The 25,027-nt window shown below is 33.3% G+C and carries 28 protein-coding genes; 14 read left to right on the top strand and 14 right to left on the bottom strand.

Annotated elements, in window-relative coordinates:
* Positions 1-133 precede the first annotated feature (133 nt).
* On the bottom strand, positions 134-772 hold the full coding sequence (locus IPK88_19375) for a hypothetical protein (GenBank protein MBK8245598.1): 639 nt from the start codon (positions 770-772) through the stop codon (positions 134-136).
* Positions 773-1,497: 725 nt separating this feature from the next.
* Here IPK88_19375 and IPK88_19370 point away from each other — a divergent pair.
* Positions 1,498-2,571, top strand: a complete 1,074-nt coding sequence (locus IPK88_19370) for an acyl-CoA desaturase (GenBank protein ID MBK8245597.1) — start codon at positions 1,498-1,500, stop codon at positions 2,569-2,571.
* A 232-nt stretch (positions 2,572-2,803) separates the two neighbouring features.
* Here the strand turns inward: IPK88_19370 and IPK88_19365 are convergent, their stop codons facing one another.
* Together IPK88_19365 and IPK88_19360 are read right to left on the bottom strand one after the other, a co-directional pair.
* Entirely contained in the window at positions 2,804-3,547 is a 744-nt protein-coding gene (locus IPK88_19365; GenBank protein ID MBK8245596.1) for a beta-ketoacyl-ACP reductase, read from the bottom strand.
* A gap of 227 nt (positions 3,548-3,774) precedes the next feature.
* Positions 3,775-4,668 (bottom strand): OmpA family protein, encoded by an 894-nt coding sequence (locus IPK88_19360; GenBank protein ID MBK8245595.1) that lies wholly within the window; start codon positions 4,666-4,668, stop codon positions 3,775-3,777.
* A 106-nt stretch (positions 4,669-4,774) separates the two neighbouring features.
* Here IPK88_19360 and IPK88_19355 point away from each other — a divergent pair, with 106 nt between their 5' ends.
* A complete protein-coding gene (locus IPK88_19355) occupies positions 4,775-5,158 on the top strand; it encodes a DUF2237 domain-containing protein (protein ID MBK8245594.1) in 384 nt (127 codons plus the stop codon).
* Positions 5,159-5,210: 52 nt separating this feature from the next.
* Here IPK88_19355 and IPK88_19350 read toward each other — a convergent pair whose 3' ends face one another.
* From IPK88_19350 to IPK88_19340, 3 genes are all read right to left on the bottom strand, one after another.
* The gene (locus IPK88_19350) at positions 5,211-5,900 is read right to left on the bottom strand and encodes a mechanosensitive ion channel (GenBank protein MBK8245593.1); all 690 of its coding nucleotides are present in this window, start codon (positions 5,898-5,900) and stop codon (positions 5,211-5,213) included.
* Positions 5,901-5,932: 32 nt separating this feature from the next.
* A complete protein-coding gene (locus tag IPK88_19345; GenBank protein MBK8245592.1) occupies positions 5,933-7,057 on the bottom strand; it encodes an AI-2E family transporter in 1,125 nt (374 codons plus the stop codon).
* A gap of 68 nt (positions 7,058-7,125) precedes the next feature.
* Positions 7,126-8,202: a branched-chain amino acid aminotransferase gene (locus tag IPK88_19340; GenBank protein MBK8245591.1), complete on the bottom strand. Its 1,077-nt coding sequence runs from the start codon at positions 8,200-8,202 to the stop codon at positions 7,126-7,128.
* A gap of 85 nt (positions 8,203-8,287) precedes the next feature.
* Between IPK88_19340 and IPK88_19335 the strand changes: the two genes are divergently transcribed.
* Positions 8,288-8,716, top strand: coding sequence for a hypothetical protein (locus tag IPK88_19335; GenBank protein MBK8245590.1), 429 nt, complete (start codon positions 8,288-8,290; stop codon positions 8,714-8,716).
* Positions 8,713-9,294, top strand: a complete 582-nt coding sequence (rdgB, locus tag IPK88_19330) for an RdgB/HAM1 family non-canonical purine NTP pyrophosphatase (GenBank protein ID MBK8245589.1) — start codon at positions 8,713-8,715, stop codon at positions 9,292-9,294. Before IPK88_19335 ends, rdgB begins: the two co-directional genes overlap by 4 nt.
* Before the next feature lie 128 nt (positions 9,295-9,422).
* Here the strand turns inward: rdgB and IPK88_19325 are convergent, their stop codons facing one another.
* The 4 genes from IPK88_19325 to IPK88_19310 all read right to left on the bottom strand — a co-directional run bounded on the left by IPK88_19325 (position 9,423) and on the right by IPK88_19310 (position 12,685).
* The gene (locus tag IPK88_19325; protein MBK8245588.1) at positions 9,423-10,292 is read right to left on the bottom strand and encodes a UbiA family prenyltransferase; all 870 of its coding nucleotides are present in this window, start codon (positions 10,290-10,292) and stop codon (positions 9,423-9,425) included.
* An 87-nt stretch (positions 10,293-10,379) separates the two neighbouring features.
* Positions 10,380-10,949 (bottom strand): DUF1573 domain-containing protein, encoded by a 570-nt coding sequence (locus IPK88_19320; protein ID MBK8245587.1) that lies wholly within the window; start codon positions 10,947-10,949, stop codon positions 10,380-10,382.
* Positions 10,950-11,054: 105 nt separating this feature from the next.
* On the bottom strand, positions 11,055-12,263 hold the full coding sequence (locus tag IPK88_19315) for a DNA polymerase/3'-5' exonuclease PolX (protein MBK8245586.1): 1,209 nt from the start codon (positions 12,261-12,263) through the stop codon (positions 11,055-11,057).
* Positions 12,264-12,304: 41 nt separating this feature from the next.
* A complete protein-coding gene (locus IPK88_19310) occupies positions 12,305-12,685 on the bottom strand; it encodes a hypothetical protein (protein ID MBK8245585.1) in 381 nt (126 codons plus the stop codon).
* Positions 12,686-12,932: 247 nt separating this feature from the next.
* On the opposite strand from IPK88_19310, the gene IPK88_19305 reads away from it, so the two are divergent.
* From IPK88_19305 to IPK88_19265, 9 genes are all read left to right on the top strand, one after another.
* Positions 12,933-13,550 (top strand): TetR/AcrR family transcriptional regulator, encoded by a 618-nt coding sequence (locus IPK88_19305; protein ID MBK8245584.1) that lies wholly within the window; start codon positions 12,933-12,935, stop codon positions 13,548-13,550.
* A gap of 5 nt (positions 13,551-13,555) precedes the next feature.
* Positions 13,556-14,827 (top strand): TolC family protein, encoded by a 1,272-nt coding sequence (locus tag IPK88_19300; protein MBK8245583.1) that lies wholly within the window; start codon positions 13,556-13,558, stop codon positions 14,825-14,827.
* Positions 14,828-14,837: 10 nt separating this feature from the next.
* Entirely contained in the window at positions 14,838-15,809 is a 972-nt protein-coding gene (locus tag IPK88_19295) for an efflux RND transporter periplasmic adaptor subunit (GenBank protein ID MBK8245582.1), read from the top strand.
* A gap of 3 nt (positions 15,810-15,812) precedes the next feature.
* Positions 15,813-16,721: an ABC transporter ATP-binding protein gene (locus tag IPK88_19290; protein MBK8245581.1), complete on the top strand. Its 909-nt coding sequence runs from the start codon at positions 15,813-15,815 to the stop codon at positions 16,719-16,721.
* Entirely contained in the window at positions 16,721-17,464 is a 744-nt protein-coding gene (locus tag IPK88_19285) for an ABC transporter ATP-binding protein (GenBank protein MBK8245580.1), read from the top strand. The genes IPK88_19290 and IPK88_19285 overlap by 1 nt, the downstream gene beginning before the upstream one ends.
* A 6-nt stretch (positions 17,465-17,470) precedes the next feature.
* Positions 17,471-18,586, top strand: a complete 1,116-nt coding sequence (locus IPK88_19280; GenBank protein MBK8245579.1) for an ABC transporter permease — start codon at positions 17,471-17,473, stop codon at positions 18,584-18,586.
* Positions 18,587-18,606: 20 nt separating this feature from the next.
* Positions 18,607-19,719, top strand: coding sequence for an ABC transporter permease (locus IPK88_19275; protein MBK8245578.1), 1,113 nt, complete (start codon positions 18,607-18,609; stop codon positions 19,717-19,719).
* A gap of 71 nt (positions 19,720-19,790) precedes the next feature.
* Entirely contained in the window at positions 19,791-20,807 is a 1,017-nt protein-coding gene (locus tag IPK88_19270; GenBank protein ID MBK8245577.1) for a DUF1028 domain-containing protein, read from the top strand.
* Positions 20,808-20,839: 32 nt separating this feature from the next.
* Positions 20,840-21,196 (top strand): hypothetical protein, encoded by a 357-nt coding sequence (locus IPK88_19265; GenBank protein MBK8245576.1) that lies wholly within the window; start codon positions 20,840-20,842, stop codon positions 21,194-21,196.
* A 21-nt stretch (positions 21,197-21,217) separates the two neighbouring features.
* Here IPK88_19265 and IPK88_19260 read toward each other — a convergent pair whose 3' ends face one another.
* Entirely contained in the window at positions 21,218-22,723 is a 1,506-nt protein-coding gene (locus IPK88_19260; protein ID MBK8245575.1) for an NAD(P)H-hydrate dehydratase, read from the bottom strand.
* Between the two features lie 39 nt (positions 22,724-22,762).
* Between IPK88_19260 and IPK88_19255 the strand changes: the two genes are divergently transcribed.
* Positions 22,763-23,395 carry a chromophore lyase CpcT/CpeT gene (locus IPK88_19255; protein MBK8245574.1) on the top strand — a complete coding sequence of 211 codons (633 nt, stop codon included), beginning with the start codon at positions 22,763-22,765 and terminating at the stop codon, positions 23,393-23,395.
* A 4-nt stretch (positions 23,396-23,399) separates the two neighbouring features.
* Here the strand turns inward: IPK88_19255 and IPK88_19250 are convergent, their stop codons facing one another.
* From IPK88_19250 to IPK88_19240, 3 genes are read right to left on the bottom strand one after another with little or no spacing between them, the layout of a single operon-like run.
* A complete protein-coding gene (locus IPK88_19250; protein MBK8245573.1) occupies positions 23,400-23,966 on the bottom strand; it encodes a hypothetical protein in 567 nt (188 codons plus the stop codon).
* 34 nt (positions 23,967-24,000) lie between these two features.
* A complete protein-coding gene (locus IPK88_19245; protein MBK8245572.1) occupies positions 24,001-24,243 on the bottom strand; it encodes a hypothetical protein in 243 nt (80 codons plus the stop codon).
* A complete protein-coding gene (locus IPK88_19240) occupies positions 24,240-25,022 on the bottom strand; it encodes a DUF2520 domain-containing protein (GenBank protein ID MBK8245571.1) in 783 nt (260 codons plus the stop codon). The genes IPK88_19245 and IPK88_19240 overlap by 4 nt, the downstream gene beginning before the upstream one ends.
* Positions 25,023-25,027 lie beyond the last annotated feature (5 nt).

Genomic DNA, 25,027 nt, shown 5'->3' with positions numbered 1-25,027 from the left:
ATATTAAAAAAAAGTAGTGCATTTATTAAATGCATTACTTTTTTTATTTAAGTTATTATATATGTTTAGGAATGTATTTTGTCTTGTGAATTTTCGTATCAAAAAAGCGGTATGATAAACTTCATAAATAAAATTAAATGTTGGGTAGTTCTACTTCGAGAATCACACTACAACCCCTTCTGTTTGAAAATAAAATACAAGTACCATCAATAGATTTCATTCTGTAATTCATATTATACAAACCATTCCCTTTGGCGTATAGGTCTATTGAATCTTGATGGAAACCAATACCATTATCTTGAATTTCAATTCGGAGTTTACGGGATTCATAAAGCCTGAATTGGATATTTATTTCTGAAGCTTTTGAGTGCTTGATTGAATTACAAATGGCTTCCTTAATTATTAGATAAATATTTTTTCTAAACGCTCCTGATAATACTGGATTGGTGTTCAGTTTTATTTCGCGAAATACGATTGGAATTTGAGTTTGTAATGTTAATTTAGAACACCATCTTTTGGTATATTCTAATAATGAATTGAGATGATCGTCTTTTTCATTCATAGACCAAATGATTTCATGAATTTTTTGATTTAGTTCCACACTAGATTCATGAATTTTCTCAATGTCGGAGATGATATCCTGATGTCCTTTAAAGCATTTAGCTTTGATGTGGGAAGACAATAGCTGAATGGCAGAAATGGGTGAGCCTAGTTCATCATGCATGTCCCGAGCTATTCTTTGTCGTTCTTGTAATATTAAATGTTGGACCATCGATTTATTTTTAGAAATTTGAAATAAACGCCAATAGTAAAAATTTGAGGCTTCATAATAGAGCGTGTAAACCGTACACAAAAATTAAGGCAACACTAAGATTTTATTTTTAGGGAAGACCTTTTGTGTAGAATATTTTAAGACATTAGCTTTTATATAATTAACTACCGACAAGGTTTTTCCTCTTTTTAAATCGGAATTGGAGGAAGATTTAGACTTGATTTTAGTTACTTTACAATTTACTTATTATTGATCATTATAACTCGAATCCTGGTATCAAATGAAGGCTCATTTTGGATTTTATGTCAATTTTAGTATTTATTGTGAATCAAACTAGGCAATGTGGTGTGACTATGCTTACTCAAATTCTGAGCAGATTTTCGAATTGACTCAAAACTAACATTTAGTTACTTATTATATTTCAAATATTTATGTATTTGTTTTTATTATAATATATAAACGAGATCATTTTTGTACATAATTTATGTTGAATAGTTCTGTTTTAAAGCTTATGTTTTTTAGTTAAATTACTTCATTTGTGATGATTTGGAACTATATTTACATGGTCTTATGTTAAGAGGATGATCTTGCATGGACACTTGGCAAAGATTATCCATAGCTTCAATCGTTAACAATCCTTGTTTTGAGGAAGCACATGTTGATCTTCAATTGTTGAATTTTCAGGCATTTTTATTCATTAATTAAATAAAAATAGTAACAAACAAATGGTTATACCAAAGTTTTTGAATCCAACGAATACGTTCAGGACTGAATTAAGAAAACGTATCAGTGATTATTTTGAGGAAAACGGAAAAAAGCAAACAGGCAATATTAATTTATATTTGAAAGCTGTAATATTGGTTTTATCCTTCGCAGGATTATATGTGCATCTTGTGTTTTTTACTTCTGATTATATCGTCGTAAGTCTATTGGAGTGTTTGCTTTTTGGTTTATTAACTGCAGGCATTGGATTTAATGTCATGCATGATGGAGCGCATGGAAGTTTTAGTACAAAAAAATGGCTTAATGAATTGGCCGGGTTGTCATTAAATTTCTTGGGAGCCAATGTATTTATGTGGAAGTCCAAACACAATGTTATTCATCATACTTATACTAATATAGATGGGGTAGATGATGACATTGATGCTAAACCTTTTTTGCGATTATGTGAAAATCAAAAACATTATAAGATCCATAGATTTCAGCAATACTATTTTATTTTTGCTTATTCTATGCTCTATTTGTATTGGATATTTTTTACAGATTATAAAAAATATTTTTTAGGTAAAGTAGGACCTATTCCTATTGCGAAAATGAAACTTAAGGATCATTTGTCATTTTGGGGATTTAAAGTTTTACATTTTTTTATATTTATTGTTATTCCGATTTATTTTTTAGGATTTGTACCATGGGTTGTAGGATTCTTAGTTTACATGTTATCTACGGGTGTTGTTTTGAGTCTTACTTTTAGTTTAGCTCATGTATTGGAGGATGCTCATTTTCCACTTCATGATATGGAAACAGGTATGGTAGAGGATGTTTGGGTTGAACATCAATTAAAGACAACAGCTAATTTTGCGACAAAAAATAAAATTGTTTCTTGGTTTACAGGAGGTCTGAATTATCAAATAGAGCACCATTTATTCCCACAAATATCACACGTGCACTATCCAAAATTGAGTCTAATTGTTAAGCAAGTTTGTCAGGAATATAATATTCCTTATATAGAATACCCGAAAGTAAGTGAAGCTATTGCTTCCCATTATTCACATTTGAAGTATTTAGGGAAGAATTATTAATAAAGTATAAAATAAACAAAACAGTATTGGAATTGAATTTTTAATTTATTCCTGATTGCTGTTTTGATTCTTTAATTAAGTTATACTTTTTAAAGTAATTTTGTATGTGGATTTTCAAACACATTTAAAAGAATACGGTTTGACATTCTTAATTTAAGCTTAGCCAATATCATCATGATATGATGAATAAAATGTGGTCTATTTTATTCTTAGGAACATTAAATCTGAATGATCAAAGGGAAATTCCGCCATCAATACTTATAGTGGCACCATTGATATATGCAGCATCATCTGAAGCTAAAAATGCATAAAGTGCTCCTATTTCTTCCGGCAGTCCCAATCGCTGGCTGGGAACTTTAGATTTCATATTTGCAACCACTTCTGGAGGCATTGCTTGAACCATTTCAGTAGCTATAAATCCAGGGGCAACAGCATTAACTGTAATTCCTTTTCTTCCTAATTCTTTAGCCCATGTTTGGGTCATAGCTATGACGCCAGCTTTAGAAGCCGCATAATTGGTTTGACCAAAATTACCATTTTTTCCAACTACTGAAGATGCATTTAATATGCGACCACTTAATTGTTCTACCATGAATGGGGCTATAGCTCTGGTACAATTAAAAACCCCAGTTAAATTGATATCAATCACTTGTTGCCATTGTTCAGGCGTCATTTTCAATAGAGAGGAATCTTTGGTAATTCCTGCATTATTGACGAGGATATCAATTCTTCCAAAATCTTGTTTTGTTTTTAAAGCTGCTTCCGAAACGGCCTGGAAATCCCCGGCATTGACCTTATAAACTTTAATATCTTCATCTGGTCGATTTAATTCTGTTTTAAGTTGCAAAGCACGTTCATAAGAAATATCCCAAATGGCCACTTTTGCTCCCTGATCCAGAAAAGTTTTAACGGTAGCTTTTCCTATTCCGGATGCTCCTCCGGTAATTACAGCTATCTTATTAAGTAATTTTTTCATATGTATTTAAATTAATTTCAATCAATTAAATTAAAATTAATGAATTGAAAGATTAATATTTCTGATTTAGGGCGCAAATGTAAAGAAATATTTTTTAAACTGAGCCTATTGGATGGGATCAATTATGCGGGAAGAATCAATTACGAATTTTCAATTACGAATTACGTGGAAGAATCAATTATGATTTTTCAATTTTAATTACGAATAGAAATTATGGGGTATATTGATTATTTTGTGGGTGTCATCAATTTAAAGAATTGATCCAGTTTTGGTAAAATAATAATTTCAGTCCTTCGATTAGTCTTACGTCCATCGACTGTATCATTTGATACTTTTGGTAAATATTCTGACCTTCCACCAGCAGTCATTCTGGAAGGATCTACATTATATTTTTTCTGCAACAAACGGACAATAGCTGTTGATCTGCGGGTACTTAAATCCCAATTATCAGAAATACAATCTGAGTTCATGGGTACATTATCAGTATGACCTTCAATGAGGATATCTAAATCTTTTTGATCATTCAGAATTTTACTGATTTTTTCTAAGACACTACTAGCTTGTTCATTGATCATCGCACTACCGCTTTTGAATAACATTTTATCAGATAGTGAAATATATACGACTCCTTTTTTAACTTCTATATTGACATCTTCAGAATTTTCATTAGAAAGAGATCGTTTAAGATTCATAACGAGAGCCATATTAATGGAATCCTTTTTAGAAATGGAAGAAGTAAGATCCTTAATATAACGATCCTTTTCATTCATGGCATCCAGCGATTGCTTGATACTTTCAGCTCCGGTTTTTGAAATAACAGAAAGATCAGATAGACGATCAAGTAAATTCGTATTGGTCTTTTTATACAATTCAATTTGTTCTTCAAGAGATTTAACTTTGCTGTCTTTTGTATTCAAAGAATTTTGGATGTCGTTCATTTTAGACTTATACTCAATAATGACATCATCTTTAGAATTTTGACAATCGGCTAAGGCCTGTTTGCATTTCGTTAATGATTGGGTAAGTTGTTCTTCGTTAGCTTGTGATTGTTTGAGTTTTTTGGAAGAAACGCAAGATGAAACGATTAGAGTAGATATAATGAGCAAGAAAATTGATCTCATAATTCGAAATATTGTATGTGAAAAAATAATTAAACTTTAAACCATCCAACAAAAGAACATAAATATTGGTTATATGTTACATTCTTTTTGTTAAGAAAATTCAAAAATGGAAGAAAACCCCTTAAATGTTTATGGAAAACCGATTCAACCCTGCAGTATGCAACCATTAACCGGGTTCTACAGAGATGGATGTTGTACTACCGGAGTTGATGATCTTGGTATGCATACGGTATGTATTATAGCCGATGAAGATTTTTTGAATTTTTCAAAAAGTAGAGGTAATGACTTAAGTACTGCAAGACCGGAATATCAATTTGATGGAGTTAAGTCGGGAAACAGATGGTGTTTGTGTGCATTGCGATGGGTTGAAGCCTATGAAGCCGGCAAGGCGCCATTGGTTGTGCTTGAAGCAACGAATAAGGATGTGTTAAAAAATATTCCTTTTGAATTATTACTAGAATACAAATACGTTGAGACTGAGGCCGATTAAATTTTAAGAGATGGTAGATTGACTTTACTCTTTTAATTTGAATGCATACCTATTAGCCTGGTTTATTTGATTGGTCATCATTTTTCAAGAAATACTTATTGATGATTTCTTTTGCCCAGTTGCGTCCTCCAAAACCAAATGCAATAGCCAAAGCCAAGCCAATGGATCCAAAGAAAATGCTAACGATATTAGTGATTAAAGTTTCACCAATGCCCATTTGTGTTAAAGAAATGGCAACGGTAAAGAATCCGATGCTGTAAAAAACTAATTTTCCAATGAGCTCTGGATTTTCAAAATTACTTTCCTCAAGACTACTGACCACAAGGCTACTCACAAATTCTGCCAAATAGAACCCAATAATGATAAGTACACAAGAAATCAGTAAATTCGGAATAAATAACAATAATTGATTTAACAGGTCCGAGACCACTTCTAATCCAAGATGGTTGAAAAAATTAACCATCACAATGAGCATGATAGCCCAAAAACCAATCATTGATAAGATACCTGAGAAACCTTTTTTCATTCCTCGTTTCTCGAGAAATCTATGCACTCCAGATTTTTCAGCCATTCGGTCTATACCTAGAGCGTGACTTAGACGTAGGATGACCCATTGAATGATTTTTGCAATCAACCATCCGACCAAAAGTATTAATATCGCATTTATTATGCTTGGAATATACATAATAAATAGTTGTAATATATTTTGAAAAGAGCTTTGGATCTCGTCCCAGATATTCATATTTTATAGTATTTAATTCGATATTGAATCATTTAGTCAGCATCTTTTGAAGAGGCCGTCTCCAGATCTTCTGTAATTTTACGAATAATTTTGAATTCGCTCAAAAAAACTCTTGCCACAACTCTAAATATGGTATAAAATGGAATAGCTAAAACCATTCCAATGATCCCATCCAGCCTTGCTCCAACCATAATGACTATGAAAATTTCCAACGGATGAGCCTGAACGCGTTTTGAAAAAATATACGGTTGAATGATGAAATCATCGAGAAGTTTAACAGCAAGAAAAACGAGCAATACCATAGTCAATAATGGTATGGTCTGAGAATAAAAATTCATATCAAGATTGGAAGAAATGGTCAACATACAACCGAATGCTGCACCAATCAAAGGTCCCAGATATGGAATAATATTCATGATGGCATAAAAGAAAGAAATAAGTAGGGCATTTTTAATTCCAATTAAACTTAACAATGCTGTACTAATAATCATTAGTACGAACATTTGCACAGCAATACCACCAAAATATTTAGTAAGCAGTTCACTAACATCATTAATGACTTCACGAACTTTTTTTTCTGTTCCAGTGGGTACAACGGCTAAAATTATATCAGTAAAAAGTCCTCTTTCTTTTAGAAAAAAGAAGGATATAAAAAGTATTGAAAATATACCAATAAGAATATTTCCAGCCTGACTTAATAAAGAGCCAAAAAATATACTGATGTTCTTAGGATCAAAATAACTGCCCAAAAATGATTTAACCTGATCTGCAGCACTCAGACTAGGTTCAAGTCCTAAAGAACGCAGCCAAATATTTACATTATCAATAGGTTCTTGAAGTGCTAATGAAATACTATTAAAATCTACTTTGGATAGAACAACAGCTTGTTGTATGACAATAGGTATGAACATCCAAAGGATGCTGCCAATGATGGCAAAAATGGTTAGCATGGTTAAGAGTGCACTAATCGATTTTGCCCAAGAAAATCTAAGTAATTTCAATTTAACTAAAAGAAAATTCATAATAGGTTGGCCAATCATACTGATTACCCAACTTATCAGGATATAGCTAACTACTTCACTGAAATAACTGAGTAGGAACAGAATCAATAAAAGTAAAAATCCACCAATGATATAGCGATGATATTTCTGCCACATGAATTGAAATTTATATTTGAGGAACCCTAGGTTACTGACAAATAGCTGATAAAAATAAAAGTAAATCGTTAAATAGCTCCAACAGTTTGAGTTACCGGAAGTATCCAGTTATGTGTATCTGCAATTCGACCTTTTCTAATACCGTTTATTTCAGTTTTGAGTTCTTTTGATAAGGTCCAATTCTGTGGTAGTAAAGTTAGATCACGTCCTTTATATCCTATGCGATTTACATTTGCAACTACCGCAGCCGTACCAGCACCAAAAACTTCAAGTAATTGACCCCGATCATAAGCGATGGCAATTTCTTCCATGCTAACAGGTCGTTCTTCAACGGAATAACCTTTTTCTTTTAATAAATGTATAATCGAATCTCGGGTGATACCTTTAAGTATAGTCCCACTTAAATTAGGAGTTAAAACAACATCTTTCAGTACGAAAAAAATGTTCATAGTCCCAACTTCTTGAACATATTTAAATTCTTTACCGTCCATCCACATCACTTGATCGTAACCTTTTTCTTTAGCTAATTTGGTAGGGTAGAGGCTTCCTCCATAATTCCCTGCAGCTTTAGCTTCACCAACACCACCATCACATGCTCTTACATAATGTTCTTCTACCAATAAGCCAACTGGTTTATTATAATAGGGTCCTGAAGGAAGGGTCATGATCATCAATTTGAAGGTGTCTGAAGATCTAACACCAACAAATTCATCAGTAGCCATCATTACAGGTCTTATGTATAGTGCACTTTCTTCATCACTGGGTATCCATGCCTTATCTAAATTAACCAATTGACTTAGTGCGTCAACAAATATATCTTCAGGAAAAGTTGGCATACACATTCTCTCAGCTGATACATTCAATCGATGAGCATGGTCTTCAGGTCTGAACAATAATGGGGTGCCATCGTCACTTATACTCGCTTTCATACCTTCAAAAATAGCTTGACCATAATGCCATGCCATTGTAGCAGGATGAAAAGGGATTCTTTCTATTGGGCAGATTTCAAAATTTTTCCATTGTGTTCCATCATAATCGGCAACGAACATGTGGTCAGAAAAAACTTTGCCAAATGGGATGTTATGAAAATCAACCTCTGCGATTCTTGATTTTGAGGTTTTGGTAATTTTTATTTCGTGGTGCATACGGTTGGATTTGTACAAAATTACGTATTTTCTAAAAATTCTTTAATTTTACTCAAATTATTATTTTAATAAATATCAAAAAGCCTTGAGAAATTATAAAAGTACCCATATTCAGTATCAAATTCCAAAAGATTATTTGAACAAAGTTAATATTGTAAGCACGATGCCTACATTAGTCATTATTGCTGAACAAAGTCCCGAACAAAACCTTTTTCTGCATAAAATATTAGCATCAGTGCAATTGGTGGATCAACAAAATACCAGTATTGAAATTTTAAAAAAAGATCAGGTATTGAATTTTAATCTACTTAATCTAAAATCTACTCAGGAGATTATTGCATTTGGTATTGAACCCAATCAGTTCATGTTGAATGGTTTTGAATTGAAGCATCATATATATGAGTTTGAAGGATTGAAGTGGTTGTTTTGTTATGAAATCCAAACTTATCAGACTGATGAAACCAAAAAAAGGCAATTGTGGAATGCATTAAAAGCACTTAAGCAACTGAAATGATGGATTTAATATTTGCATCCTCAAACCAGCATAAATTAAAAGAGATCATTCCCTTATTGCCAGAACACATCCATTTAAAGTCATTATTGGATATTGGAATTCATGAAGAGATTCCTGAAACAGGAAACACCATTGAAGAGAATGCCATCTTGAAAGCTCAATATGTATATTCCAGAACAAAACTTAATTGTTTTTCTGAGGATACCGGATTAGAAGTTGCTGCACTAAAAGGAGCTCCAGGAGTTCACACTGCCAGATATGCAGGTGAAGAGCGAGATCCGAATAATAATATGTACCTTTTACTACAGCAATTAGAAGGACAGTTAGATCGCAGGGCAAGATTTAAAACTGTGATTGCGCTATTTTACAATGGAAAATTAGAATTATTTGAAGGCATAATCAATGGTACAATAGCCAATGAGAAAAAAGGTTTAGGTGGATTTGGTTATGATCCGATATTTATACCTGAAGGATTTGAAGATACCTTTGGAAGCTTAGATGGTTCTATTAAGCAACAATTGAGTCATAGGAGCAGAGCGATGAAGAAATTATTGGAATATTTGAATAGTACCGGATAATTCCAAATGCATTAATTAATGACTACTGTTAATTAGAATTGAAGTTTTATCTATCTCATTTGCTAATGAAATAAAACTCACAAAAATTGATGATTTCAATCCTTTTTGTATTTAAGTCAGAAATTGATTTAAAAATAGAAATCAATAATGGTGCAAGTAGCTAAAATAATACTGGCTATACCATTGGTTGTAAAAAATGCTAAATTTATTTTGCTCAAATTGTCTTGAGCAATTAAGGTGTGTTGGTAGATTAATAAAATAATAAAACATAAGGAACCGCCCAACATCCAATAACTCAAATCGTAATCTGCGTAGAGGAGATAGGCACACGAAATAATACATACTGCACAAATGACATGAAGAAAAGATGAAATCCAAAGTGATTTAGAAATACCAAATGTGACTGGTATCGAGTGAAGATTTTCATTGCGATCAAAATCAATATCCTGTAGAGCATATAAAACATCAAATCCAGAAACCCAAGTAATAACGGCCACCCCATATAAAATAGGTAATAGATCAAAAGATGAGGTAACTGCGATATAAGCACCGATAGGCGCTAAGGATAATCCAAGTCCCAGAAATAAGTGGCACAACCAAGAAAATCTTTTGGTATAACTATATGCAAGAATTATGAATAAGGCTACGGGTGATAACAATAAACAAAGGGTATTAATAAAGTAAGCGCAACACATAAAAAGTACCATATTGATGAGTACAAATATAAATGCAGAACGAGAAGATATCAGTCCAGAAGGGATCTCTCGTACAGCAGTTCTGGGATTGCGTGCATCAAATCGACGATCTGCCCATCGATTAAAAGCCATGGCTGCATTTCTGGCAGTAACCATACATGCTATTATTAAAGTCAGTGTATACCAATCTAGATTTTGATGCGTATTTGTATGTATCGCAATAAAATAACCAATTAAAGCAAAGGGCATTGCAAAAATCGTATGACTGAATTTAATAAGTGAAAAATAGGATTTAAAAGGCATAAAAGAAATGTATTCTCAAAGATGAACAAAAAAATAAAGCCCTTGATCACTCAAGGGCTTTATTTTATAATTTAATTCTAATTATTATTATTTAGCAGGAACCGGAATTGTTTCTGGTTTAGCATTTGGGTCTTTCTTAACAATACCGGAAATGGTTAAGTAAGTTTGAGCAGGGTTAGTGTTAGCAGTAACGGTTACTCTTTTAGTTTGTTTAGAACCATCATCAGTACCTTTACCTTTAGAATCAAATTCTACTTTGATTTCGCCAGAAGCACCTGGAGCAATAGGCTCTCTAGGCCAATCAGGAACAGTACATCCACAGCTACCTTTACAATCAGAGATAACTAATGGCTCACTTCCTGTGTTTTTGAATTTGTAAGAATATTTAACTTTAGCGCCTTCTTTAACTTCTCCGTAATCGTAAACCATAGTTTCGTATTCAACAGTGGTTGTTGGTCCAGTAGGAGCAGCAGTAGAAGCAGTTCCATTTAATGCATCATTAACTGTAGCACCATTTGGATTTGCAGCGTCAGCAGGATTAGCAACTGTACCAGCAGCAGCTGGATCAGTAGTAGTCGCTGTCTTATCATTTTTACAAGCAGATAATCCAATGATTACTGCGAAAAGAGCAAAACTTAATAATTTTAAATTTTTCATTTTTATAAGAGTTTAATTTTAATTCAAATAAGACTGTAAAATTATTACGTCTTTAATGAATGACTTTAATCCTTATGCAAACGCTATGTTAATGTTTGTTTAATTTCATGATTTTGAAGTTATCCATGTGTTAAATTCTGATAAGGTCTTGATATTCAGGCAATTTATTTTTTTTAATCCACCTTTGCGAGCTGCATTTACACCATATTGTATATCTTGGATTCCGAGTAAATTATGAGCATCGGGATTTATAGAAATCAGCACTCCTTTTTCTTGTGCATAAGGGATCCAGCTCCAATCTAAATCCAATCTAAGAGGATTAGCATTAAGTTCTATACATACTTGATTGGCTGCACATGCATCAATGATTTTATGATGATCAATAGGATAACCAGGTCTTGATAATAACAGTCGACCAGTTGGATGACCCAAAATTCGGGTATGAGGATTTTCTATGGCATTAATGAGCCGCATCATTGCTTTGGATTCATCCATTTTTAAATTACTGTGAATAGAAGCAATAATCAAATCAAATCCTTTTAAAAAGTCATCATCATAATCCAAAGATCCATCAGCCAAAATATCAGACTCAATAGATTTATAGATATGAAAAGGTGCAAGTTCTTTATTTAATGTATCAATCTCTCTCCACTGCATTTCAACTCGTTCCATCGGTAAACCGTTAGCATATCCCGCAGATTTTGAGTGGTCAGAGATTACTAAATAATTATAACCCAGGCGAATGCATTCCAAAGCCATGTCCTTAACCGAATATATACCATCACTATAGGTACTATGATTATGAATGACGCCTCTTATATCTTGGTTTGTGATCAATAAAGTTTCATCAAATCCATCAAAATGTTTTAAATCTCTGCACTCAGGTGGAATAAAAGACATATTTAAGGCTTTGAATATCTCGGCTTCGGAATTCGAATTTGTTAAATTTTTCGCTTCTGTGGTTAGAGATAAAAATGATTCTGAACCATGAGTGGTAGTAAAAAGCAAAGATGCCCATTGATTAGGTTTAGGAATATGAAATACTACGGGAATACGATTATCCCAAACGCCTTCAATAATGAAGTCATTTTGTTTTGATACATTAAACGCTTCAGGCAATATCTTTATAGGGCGATTAGATATAAATTCAATTTTGTCTACAATGGAATTCATTCTTCTAATGTCACCTGTTATAGTTAATTCAAGTCCAGAATTAAGGTCTTGGATATTTTTGCAAATTTTTTCATAAGTAGGTTTTAATTGATGAGATAAGAATAAATGTTGATTCGATTGATAATACAATAAACTATTCAATATGTCAGCCTGAATCTTTAATCCAAATCCTTTTAACTGGATTAACCTATTCTCCTGACAGGCATATTGAAGTTCACCGGTGATTCTATATTCAATTCATGCCACAACTGCTTTACTTTTTTTGGCCCTAAGCCTTTAATATTTAGAATTTCTCTTATGCCAGCTGGTGTTTTTTCTCGGAATGTTTCAAGAGTTTCAAAAGTATTTTTTGAATGGATTTCAATTATTTTATCTGCGATGGAGCTGGCTATTCCAACCATTGACTTTAATTCTTGAAGACTTTTATCCTCTAAAGGAATGTCAAGTTTTCTAATATTTAGATAAGCATTGGAATAGGTACGGGTTTTGAATTCGTTTTCACCATGAAGTTCCATTAGATTGGCCATTTCATGGAATAAGGAGGCCATGTCTTTATTGGTCATAAGTTTTATTTGTCAAGTTAGTTACAGTCTATATTCTTTGAAAGTACAAATTTCTAATAAATTTGAAGTATTGCATCATTTTTTTACGGTAGAGTTACATTGAAGGAATCATTGATACTGGTTGATGAGTATCTTGTAATTTTAATAAAAGCTCAAATAGCCAAAGTAAAGTAAGAAAATTTCATTACTTTTTGAACCTTTTTTAAAATTAACCATTTGGTTAAATAACATAGTTAATTTCTATTTGGTGGTTCAGTTAGATAAACAACATAGTACGGAGGAGAAAATTTTAAATGCAGCGCGTCAGATATTTATTGATCGCGGCATGGATGGTGCCAGGATGCAGGATATTGCGGATGCAGCCGGAATTAATAAGGCGATGCTGCATTATTATTTTAGAAGTAAGGAAAAACTTTATGGAACAATTGTGCAGCATATCATGTCAAACGCCTTGCCTGCTATGTTTGATTTGCTTGAAAGTGATTTAAAGCTTAAAGATAAATTAAAACAATTTATCATAAATTATCTTGCATTGATTCGTGCCAATCCATTTTTGCCTTTATTTATTTTGAACGAAATGAATCGTCATCCAGACAAATTTGTAAAATGGTTACCCATTAAGAATTTGAAAATATCACGATTTTCAGATCAGGTTAATGAAGCCGTGTCATTGAAGTTGATTCGACCCATAGAACCCAAAGTGCTTATTATGAATATGGCTTCAATGATAGTATTTCCATTTATCGCGAGACCTATGATGTGTGTAGTTCTAAAAATGGATAAAAAATATTTTGATCAATTATTGAGTCAACGGGAAGAACAGATCATTGATTTCGTCATTAGTGCCATTTATTATAAAAATTAATTGTAATGAAAAATTTTAAATATATAGGATTAGCATTGTTTTTCTTTATTAATAAAATGAATGCGCAATCGATTATCAGTCTTGATGATTGTTACCGTTGGCAGTCAGAAAATCATCCATTAACCGCTCAAATATCAGCCATAAATAAATCCGAAAAGTGGCAGGTACAACAAGTCTCTAGACAGAATTGGCCTCAAGCTACATTGAATGGTCAGGCATCTTGGCAATCTGATGTAAGCCATATACCAAACTTACCTTTTCCAGGATTGGTCATTGAATCTCCCTCCAAGGATCAATACAAATTGAATCTAGATATTGCGCAAAATATTTATGATGGCGGGATGATTAAAGCATCAAAAAAAACAGTACAACAATCTATTGCATTAGAAGCTAAACAAGTGGAAGCCAATTTATATGCGATTAAAGAGCAATTGTGTAGGGCTTATTTTGGAGGATTGTTGGCTCAGGAACAGGTTCAAATATTAAAATATAGTTTAGCAGACTTGAATTTAAAAAAAGATAAGGTCGAAAAATTAGTAAAAGAGGGTGTGGCCATTGCATCACAAGCATTGGTTTTGGATGCTAATATCATTGAAATTCAACAGCAGATAGATGATGCAGAAATCAAAAAAAAGAATGCTTTAGTATTTATTGAATCTGTCACCGGTAAAACACTGGCAGAGGAGGCAAAACTGATCAATCCTTTAAGCATTCCACAGTATGATAAAACCATCAATCGACCAGAAACGCAATTACTTTCATTGGATATGGCCAATCAGGAAAATATTTATCAATTAAATATTTCAAAAAATTTTCCTAAAGTAGCATTGTTTGGACAGGTAGGCTATGGTCGTCCTGGTCTTAATTTTTTATCCAATCAATTTGATCCATATGCTATTGTAGGGATGCGACTCAATTGGAATTTAGCTGGAATGTATTTAGGCTCATTTAAACGGGAACGAGCCATCAAGGATTTGAAGTTAGACAAAATTAAAGCTTTGTCTACTTCTGTTAATAATGCATACAAGGTAAGAGCAGATCAGGAAAAAAATGATGCTGAACGTATGAAGAAAGTTATAGAATCAGATAATGAATTGATTCGAATTAGAACGCAACTGGTTAAAATTGCAGAAACACAATTTCAGCAGGGGATCATCAATTCCAATGATTATACCATAGAATCAAATGCTTTATTAAAGGCACAAATATTGCGCGCGGTTCATGACATTCAATATCAACAATCCTTAGCCATTTATAAACTTATTATTGGTCAATAATTATAAATATATGTATAAAATAAAATTTGTTTTACTAATAGTCATCTTAATTGCTTCTTGTAAAACTAAGAATAAAGTTCAATCCAATGGAATTTTTGAAGCTACAGAAATTATCATTTCAGCCGAAGCCACTGGAAGAATATTAAAATGGGAAATAGAAGAAGGAAAATCATTGAAGGCTCAGGATTTAGTAGGACTTATTGATTGTTCACAACAAGAATTGCAAATTGCCCAGGCTGATGCAACCCTCCTAGCTTTGCCGTCTAAGACAACGGAGTCCCAACCTGCAGTTAATGTTTTGATGAAACAAAAAAAATCTCAAGAAAGTCAACTTAATGTATTGAATGAGCAATTAAAGATCAGTGAACGAGAAAAGTTACGAATCCAAAATCTTGTAAAAGCAGAAGCCGCACCTTCTAAGCAATATGATGATATAGAAGGACAGGTTAATATATTGAAAAGACAAATTCAAGTTGCAGAATCACAACTTAATGTTTTCGACCAACAGATTGCTGCACAACAAAGGATGGTGCAATTACAAAATCAAGCTGTATTATCAGAAATGAAACCCATGGAAATTCGAAAAGCCTTGGTGGAAGATTTGAAAAAAAGATGCAGTGTAACTAATCCTATTAATGGTGTCGTTTTATCCGTGTATGCGCATCAATTTGAAACCGCAATACCTGGTAAAGCATTGTACAAAATAGCTAATCTAGATACCTTAGTAGTTCGGGCTTACATCAGTGAACAACAATTAAATCAATTAAAGATTGGGCAACAAATAAAAGTTACAGTTTATCAAGGTGATGATCAGAATAAAACTTATGATGGCGCATTAGTTTGGGTATCTGACAAAGCTGAGTTTACACCAAAAACCATTATGACAGCAGATGAAAGAGCTAATTTGGTTTATGCCATTAAAATAAAAGTACCAAATGATGGATTTTTAAAAATCGGAATGTATGCCGATGTAAATTGGTAAGTTATGGCTTTTATTACAATTGAAGGCATTTCAAAAACTTTTAATAAAGGCAACTTGCAAGCTTTAAACAATGTAAGTGTGCAAATAGATCGCGGTGAATTATTTGGATTTATTGGTCCTGATGGTGCTGGAAAAACTACATTGTTTAGAATAATGACTACACTTATGTTAGCAGATTCCGGTAACATTCAAATAGATGGACTGGATGTTGTTTTAGATTATAAATTACTAAGAAAACAATTTGGCTATATGCCAGGAAAATTTTCTTTGTATTTGGATCTCACCGTTGAAGAGAATTTAAATTTTTATGCATCTGTTTTTAATACAGATATGACTACGAATTATCATTTGATTAAAGATATTTTTATTCAACTTGAGCCATTTAAAAGTAGAAGAGCTGGTCAACTTTCAGGCGGAATGAAGCAGAAATTGGCCCTTTGTTGTGCATTAATCCATGAACCTAAATTTTTAGTTTTAGATGAACCAACTACTGGAGTGGATGCAGTATCACGCAAAGAATTCTGGGGTATGTTGCAAAGGTTAAAGCAAAAGGGAATGACAATAATTGTTTCAACTCCTTATATGGATGAAGCAGCACAATGTGATCGAATTGCATTGATGCAAAATGGGACTATATTGGATATTGGTCTTCCAGATGCCATTTGTGACCGATTTGACAGACCTTTATTCGCTGTACAAGGTGATGATATGCTGTTATTACTAAAAGAATTGCGTGAATTTGAATTAACAGAAGCTTGTTTTGCATTTGGAGATAGTCATCATTTGAGGTTGAAGAAAGGAAATCAAGAAGATGTAATCCAATTCCTTAATTCAAAAGGATTGGGTCATGCGAACGTGACTAAAATCAAAGCCAATATTGAAGATACATTCATGCAATTAATGACTCGATAATGCAAGAAAAAGTAATTGAAGTTCAACATCTAACTAAAAAATTTGGTGAATTTACTGCGGTAGATCATATAAGTTTTGATGTATTTAAAGGTGAGATTTTCGGATTTCTTGGAGCCAATGGCGCAGGCAAGACTACTGCAATGAGAATTTTATGTGGGTTGTTGGAATCCAGTTCAGGTTCAGCAAAAGTAGCGGGTTACGATTTGAAGCATCAATCAGAATTAGTAAAACAACATATCGGTTATATGAGCCAAAAATTTTCATTATATGAAGATTTAACTGTGCAGGAAAACATAATGTTTTTTGGTGGATTATATGGGATACCGCGAGTAGAACTAAAGGAAAAATCAAGTTATTTAGTGGCACAATTGGGATTGGGAAACATTACCAATGAATTAGTAGGGTCATTGCCATTGGGCTGGAAACAAAAATTGGCTTTTTCTGTAGCCATCCAACATCAACCAAAGATTGTTTTTTTAGATGAACCTACAGGAGGGGTCGATCCCATAACAAGAAGACAATTTTGGGATATGATTTATGAAGCTTCAAGTAAAGGTTTGACCATATTTGTTACGACCCATTATATGGATGAAGCTGAATATTGTCATCGTGTGTCCATAATGGTAGATGGTAGAATTGAAGCGTTGGACAGTCCAAAGCTTTTAAAAGAACAATTTAAAGCAGCAACGATGGATGAAGTATTTCATCAATTGGCTCGTCGAGCAAAACGAAATGCAGAATAATAAACAATGAAATTTAGATCAAAAAGTTTTGTATTTATATTTAAGGAATTTAAGCATGTTCTAAGGGACAGGAGAAGTTTATTTTTTCTAATGGCGCAACCCGTCATGATGATGTTGCTGTTTGGATTTGCATTAAGTAATGAAGTCAAAGAATCAAATATTGCAGTTATCGATCAATCCAATGATCTAGAGACGATAAAATTGATTGATCGGTTTGAGCAAAGTAAATATTTTCATGTAGCGGAACGGTTGACCAACACTAATCAGATTGATAGATTATTTAGACAAGGTCGAATTAGGTTAGCTATTATTATTCATTCTAATTTTGCAAATAACCTAAGTCATTTAAATCAAGGACAGATTCAAATTATTGCTGATGGATCAGATCCAAACACAGCAAGCATTGCAACATCATATTTAAGTGCAATTCTCAGAGATTATCAAAATGAATTATTGGGTGATAAAAAGCTGCCTTACAGTATTGCTGTTGAAACCAGAATGCTATATAACCCTCAGTTAAAAAGTGCCTTTAATTTTGTTCCGGGTGTAATGACTTTGATCTTGATGTTATTGGGAGCCATGATGACATCTGTGTCTATCGTTCGCGAAAAAGAACAAGGTTCTATGGAATTATTATTAGCCTCACCCATTAATCCCATTCGTGTAGTTATTAGTAAAGCGATTCCATATTTATTATTGGCATTTTTGAATGTCGTTATTATTTTATTGATCGCTGTATTTGTTTTGAATGTTCCGATACAAGGGAGTGTTTTCTTATTGTTGATGTCTAGTTTATTATTTATTAGCACTACTTTATCTCTGGGGTTATTTATTTCATCAGTAACTGAACAACAACAAGTGGCCATGTTTATTTCCTTAATTGGTTTGTTGATGCCAGCATTGGTTTTTAGTGGATTTATGTTTCCGATAGAAAATATGCCAAAAATCATGCAAATCATAAGTAATATAGTTCCGACAAGATGGTATTATGCCATAGTAAGAGCCATTATGATTAAGGGTTTGGGATTAAGTTCGATTTGGAAAGAGTGCTTGATATTAGCAGGAATGACCTTCTTTTTTATGACTCTTGCGATTAAAAAATTTAAACCGAGACTGCAATGAGACTATCTGCATTTTATATTATGCGAACCATTTTGGAGAAGGAGTTTAGGCAGATCTTCAGAAATCCGACGATATTGAGAATGATCATTGTCATGCCTATTTTTCAATTGATACTCATTCCTCTTGCTGCAGATTATGAAATTAAGAATATAAATATAACCATAGTAGATCAGGATCATTCCAGCTACTCACGACAACTTCTTCATAAAATCGATGCATCAAAATATTTTATTGTGAGAACCTTGATGCCTGATTTTGAACATGCATTAAATAATGTTGAACAAAATGTTTCAGATTTGATCCTGACCATTCCAAATCATTTTGAGCAGCAATTGATCAGTGAAAACAAAGCTACGTTGCAGGTTTCAGCAGATGGTGTTAATGGCACTAAAGCTGGACTAGGATCAGCTTATTTGTCCATGATCATCAATGATTTCAATCGGGAAATTAGAGAAAGTTTAGTTCAGCTACCAAGGCGTTCTGATTTTCCTCAAGTGGAAATTTACAGTTCACTTTGGTATAACCCATTTGTGCGTTATCCCTTATTTATGGTGCCTGGTATACTCGCATTATTGGTAACAATGGTTGGAGCATTGATGTGTTCACTAAACATTGTGCATGAAAAGGAAATTGGTACCATGGAGCAATTGAATGTAACACCCATGAAAAAGTATCAATTCATACTTGGAAAATTAATTCCATTTTGGATTTTAGGGTTGTTGACCATTACCTTGGGATTAGTTGCAGGATTTTTGGTTTATCATATTGTTCCTATAGGGTCCTTATGGACTATATATTTATTTTCAGCGGTCTATTTATTTGCTGCTTTGGGTGTTGGACTTTTACTAAGTACTTTGGTGGATAACCAATTGCAAGCTACATTATTTTCATTTTTCATCATGATGTTTTTTGTTATGATGGGTGGTCTATATACACCTTTAGAATCTATGCCGCATTGGGCGCAGATTTTGGCAGATGGAAATCCGGTGAGTTATTTTATAAGGGTTTTAAGAGCGATAATCATTAAAGGGAGCACATTAGGAGATTTGTGGAAAGATATGCGAGCCATGATCATTATAGCCATAGTGTTAAATAGTCTGGCGATTTTGAATTATAGGAAGCGAATGGGATAATCATTTTAGCGTATTAAAATTAGTATTCTTTCTATCTTTGGGAATTGTAATAGCTTATTAAATAAAATTTAATGATGAAGTATTTTTTCTGTAATTTTTTCTGTTTTATTTTTCTGTCAATAAAAGTAATCGGACAGGATACATTCTCCATGATAGCTATTGATTCTGCTACAGGTGAAATAGGAAGTGCTGGGGCTTCATGTGTAGATTTAATTCCTATAGGTTATGCAACAAGTTTTTTGTCTGATTTAATTCCTGGAATTGGTGGAGCCAATACGCAAGCAGCTTATTTGAGTTTAAATCAGAGAAATGCTAAAACTAGAATTAACAGAAAAGATTCAGCACACGTAGTGCGAGATTGGTTGATTCAAAATGATGCGGAAGTAAATCCTGAAATCAGACAATATGGGATTGTGACTTTTGTGGGTGGAAGTCCACAAGCTGCAGCATATACTGGAAATGATTGTCTTGATTATAAAGGGCATCGTGTTGGTTCAAACTATAGTATTCAAGGTAATATTTTACTGGGTCCTGAAGTATTGGATTCAATGGAAGCCAGATTTGTGAGATCCGGAGGTAGTTTAGCTTGCCGGTTGATGTACGCCATGCAAGGGGCCAATATTGTTGGCGCAGATTCAAGGTGCGCGGCCAATGGCACTTCATCATTATTTGCTTTTTTGAAAGTTACAAAACCATCTGATGTTATCAATAAACCCTATATCTCTTTAGGTGTCAAGACTGCTGATGGAGCTGGGATAGAGCCCATAGATTCCTTGCAGAAGTTATTTGACATTTCCGGAATTAATTGTGGACTTTCCGGTAATCAGGAATTATCAAAGCACCAAAGAATAAGACTCCAAGTCAATCCTATCAAAAATTATATAGAATTTATTTGTGAAAAAGACTTGGATATGAATTCAATGAAAATTGAATTATCAGATCTTCAAGGGAAAAATATTTTGCTACAACGATTGGAACAACAAGGATCTATATTGAGGATTGTACCATCTGTAATTGAACCAGGTTTCTATTTAATTACGCTACAAGAAAAAGATCGAGTGAGTTCATTTAAAATCATTAAACAATAATCTGGATTAAATTTTGAAGATTATTTATAACTATGAAAAAAAATAAAATATACCATTTGTCTCAATGCAGTACTTGTCAAAAAATAATGTCTAGTCTGGATACCAGTTCATGTGAAATACAAGATATCAAACAGTCGACTATTTCTGAAAAGGAGCTGGATCAAATGGCTAAAATGGCGGGTTCATATGAAGCACTATTTTCAAGAAAAGCTATCAAGTATCGTACTTTAGGATTAAAGGATAAAAATTTAACAGAAGCGGATTATAAGAAATTTATTTTAAGTGAATATACTTTTCTAAAACGACCAGTTATAGTCGTAGGTAAAAAGATATTTATAGGTAATGCAGCAAAAGAAGTTGATCAGGCGAGAGAGGCATTAAATGGATAGTTTCAGGGACTTTTGTCTATTTTAATTTGTTCTAAGTGTATTAAACGATAGCCCTAAATGCTCTATAATGTCACTGGCTATTAGACTTTCAACAGACTGTTGCTGCAATGCGTGATCACCGGACAAACCATGAATCCACACTGCAGTGAGTGCAGCGTCCAATGGTTGATAAGATTGAGCAAGCAGTCCTGCAATAATGCCTGTTAAAACATCACCACTACCTGCAGTAGCCATTCCTGAGTTTCCTGTTTGATTAAAGTACACACATCCATCTTCGTTGACCACTGCAGTATTGGCTCCTTTTAGAATAATGATTACATGATATTTTTGCGCTGCTAATCTTGCTTTTTCAAGACGCTCAAAACCATTGTCTGATGGCCCAAAAAGGCGGTCAAATTCACCAATATGTGGAGTTAATATGGTGTTTGATTTGAGCTGATTTAATAATGATTTTTCTTTCGAAATAAAATTCAAACCATCAGCATCTATGACCATTGGTTTGTCTTGATGAAGAATGATGTCAAATATTTCATGTATATAATCTGCATGACCAATTCCAGGACCAATAGCAATACTATTTATTCTATTCCAGGACATTTGTTTTATTTCGAGAAGATTCATGCACATCAACTCTGGTGTCCGAGATAAAATAATATTACAGCAATCCTGGATTGTCGCAATGGTACAAAGGCCAACGCCGGATTTCATACAAGATCTACCCGCTAGACTTGCAGCTCCGGGCATAGTCGTAGAGCCAGCAATAATTAATGCGTGTCCGAAATTATTTTTGTTGGAAAATCTGTTTCGCTTTTTTATTAATGGTTGAATGTCTTTTTCAGTAGTTAAAAAATAAGTACTGGGCGTTTTTTCTATAGCATCCATTGAGAGCCCAATTGGAATTAATGTCAAATCACCAACATATTTTGCTGATTCAGGAATAAAAAAAGATAATTTTGGACATTGAAAACTAATCGTGTAATCACAACATATTGGCGTTCCTTCATACATAGCTTCACTAGGCATTCCTGAAGGTATATCAACGGCAATTTTTATTGTATTTTTTGTATTGATGATATCAAAAATATTTTGCCAATAAGGGATCAATTTTCTATTTGTACCTGTTCCTAATAGTGCATCTATAACAATTCCTTCATTAAGAAATGGGATTTGATCTAAAGGATCATTTTCGAATAATTCAAAGACTTGTATGCCCTGCTTGGATGGCAGATTTTTTTTATTTACTTTGAAATTTTCTGATTCCAATCCAGATAAATGGCATATAATTATTTGTACTGTATAAAATTTTTGAGCGAGCAATCGTGCAATAACCAACCCATCGCCTCCATTATTTCCTGTGCCACAAAATATCTGAACCGGCACCTTGATGTCTTTAAAATGTTGAGTAAACCAATCTGCGAAAGCAGTACCTGCGCGTTCCATTAAATCAACAGATTGAATATTCTGTTCACTTATACTTTCTTCTTCAATTAATTTTATATTTGGAGATGCTATAATTTTGATAGGCATATAATGATATCTTTGTTGCTCAATATACAACGATTAATTATGAAGTCAAGTTTAATTTTGGGAAGCTTTATTCTTACGGTATCGATGATTTCTTGTTCTATTTCAAAACAATCAACAGGATATTCTGACTTAGATCGTTTAGCACAATTGATGGTTGGAACTTTTAATACCAAAGCTCAATCTGCGAGAGATAGTCAATTTTATAATATCCAACTTAAGATGTGCCGTATTTGGACTCAAGATCCCAATCAGTATTGGCTTTATGTAGAACAAGCGACGGCCAAAACTTTAAATAAACCATATCGACAAAGAATTTATAAGTTGGAGCAAATCAGTAAAAAACAATTTGTAAGTAAAGTCTATAATATTCCTTCACCTGAATTGGCTGTGAATGGATGTGCGATTCATCTATATTTTAAAACCATTACTTTTGAAGATATTATCTTAAAGGAAGGATGTACTGTTTATTTAAATAAAATCAAGGATGATTTGTTTGTTGGAAGTACTAAAGAGTCTGGCTGTGAAAGCAATTTGCGTGGTGCCTCATATGCTACTTCTGAAGTGCGAATAAGTAAGGATACCATCCAGTCCTTAGATCGTGGATATGATGCCAATGGTAAGCAGGTATGGGGATCAGAACACGGGGCTTATCAATTTGTAAAAACACCGTAATCTCTTAATTGCTGTCCGGTCCTCGTACAATTGAAAATTTCACAGTTACCATAGTTGGTTCACGTTTGTTTAACATATTATAATTATAATCAATCACCCCAATGAAATTTAATTCACCATCTACTGTTTCACCAACATTTCCATATGAGTTGATGGTAATCGCAGCATTTTTAGGAATGGAACAAGTTATATAGTCGTTGTTTTTATAAGCCAACTCAATATCACCACTGTTATTAACATTAGGGTCTGAAAAAAAACTAGCTTTGAAATTTCCTTCCACTTCATCACCAAGCCATGCCCAATTAATTGAACTACTTTGAGCAAGGGAGTTTTGAGATTTTTCTTCCAGAGGTTGTGCTGAAATTTTAGTACTCAATTTTTGTGTATAGAATTGCAAATCGTAGCTTGAGTTGTTGCTTATCAATTCTATGTTTTGACCTGCTAAAGGGCCTTTTTCAAAGGTGATTGTAAATTGACTTGTGGGTGTTAGCGTATTGTTATCCAGAACACATGATTGAATGGTTATAATCATTAAACTGAGATAAAGGAAAGCCCAAAAATTTAATTTCATATGATTTTAGTTAAAAAAGGTATTTAAAAATGTATTACAATTGTTCACAGATGCTTTGATATTTTACATTCATTTGATCAAAAACAGCATATGAATGACTTATAAATTCCTCATCAATAAAACGTTTTACGCTTTCAAAATCGTATAATTGTTCTGTTTCTAAAAATTTATAGTGTTGTTCAAAAGGTCCAACCTCAATTTTAATTGAGATTTTATTGTTGGATTTAAATACACTAATCAATGCATTTTGATGTGGAACGGTGCCTAATAATCTCATGAATGGAAAGTTTTAATAATAGTCTCTGTATATGATTGATATATCGATTTAAATTCAGGTGCAAGTGTTTCCAGTAATTTTAAATGTTCTGAAATCACGTGGGCGTCCTTGCGAACCGCAGGTCCTGTCTGGCTTTTTGCAGGACCTTCTTCAAGCGATTTTCTAAGGGTTTCAGTTAGTAAGGGTTTTAAAATGTTCAATGGTAAATGCGATTGCTCTAAAATGATTTGAGCAATATAAGTATTGAAGTTAGAAAAATTACTTGCAAAAACTGCAGCCAGGTGTATAGATTTTTTGATTTCAGGAGTAACCCGGAAGACATTAGGACTTATTTGGCGTGCACATTTTTCCAGGGTATCTATAAATTGGGAATTGGATTCAATGAATAAAGGAATAAGATTCCAATCGATGAAATCTTGATTTGAAAAACTCTGCAATGGCCATATAACCCCACGATGACTAAAATATTCAGGAATAACATCGAAGCTTAACATTCCTGAACCATGAACTATATATTTATCCGGAGATAAAAAAGAGATCAACTGTGAGGCTAGTGTTGCTATACTATCATCTTTAGTACAAACAAAGTATATATCAGATTGGGTATTCAGTTTACTTAACTGATCTGTACAAGAAATATTGAGTTTGTCCGCAAGTGAATGGGCATGATCTAAATTCCTTGAATAGACTTGCAATACATCGATACTTAATTCCAGTAATCTTTTTGTAATGGCATGTGCTAATCTTCCAGAGCCAAGTATTACAGCTGAGCGAAACATAAAGA

Source organism: Candidatus Defluviibacterium haderslevense (genome assembly GCA_016712225.1).
Lineage (GTDB): Bacteria > Bacteroidota > Bacteroidia > Chitinophagales > Saprospiraceae > Vicinibacter > Vicinibacter haderslevensis.
This window is presented reverse-complemented; position numbering and strand designations above follow the sequence as displayed.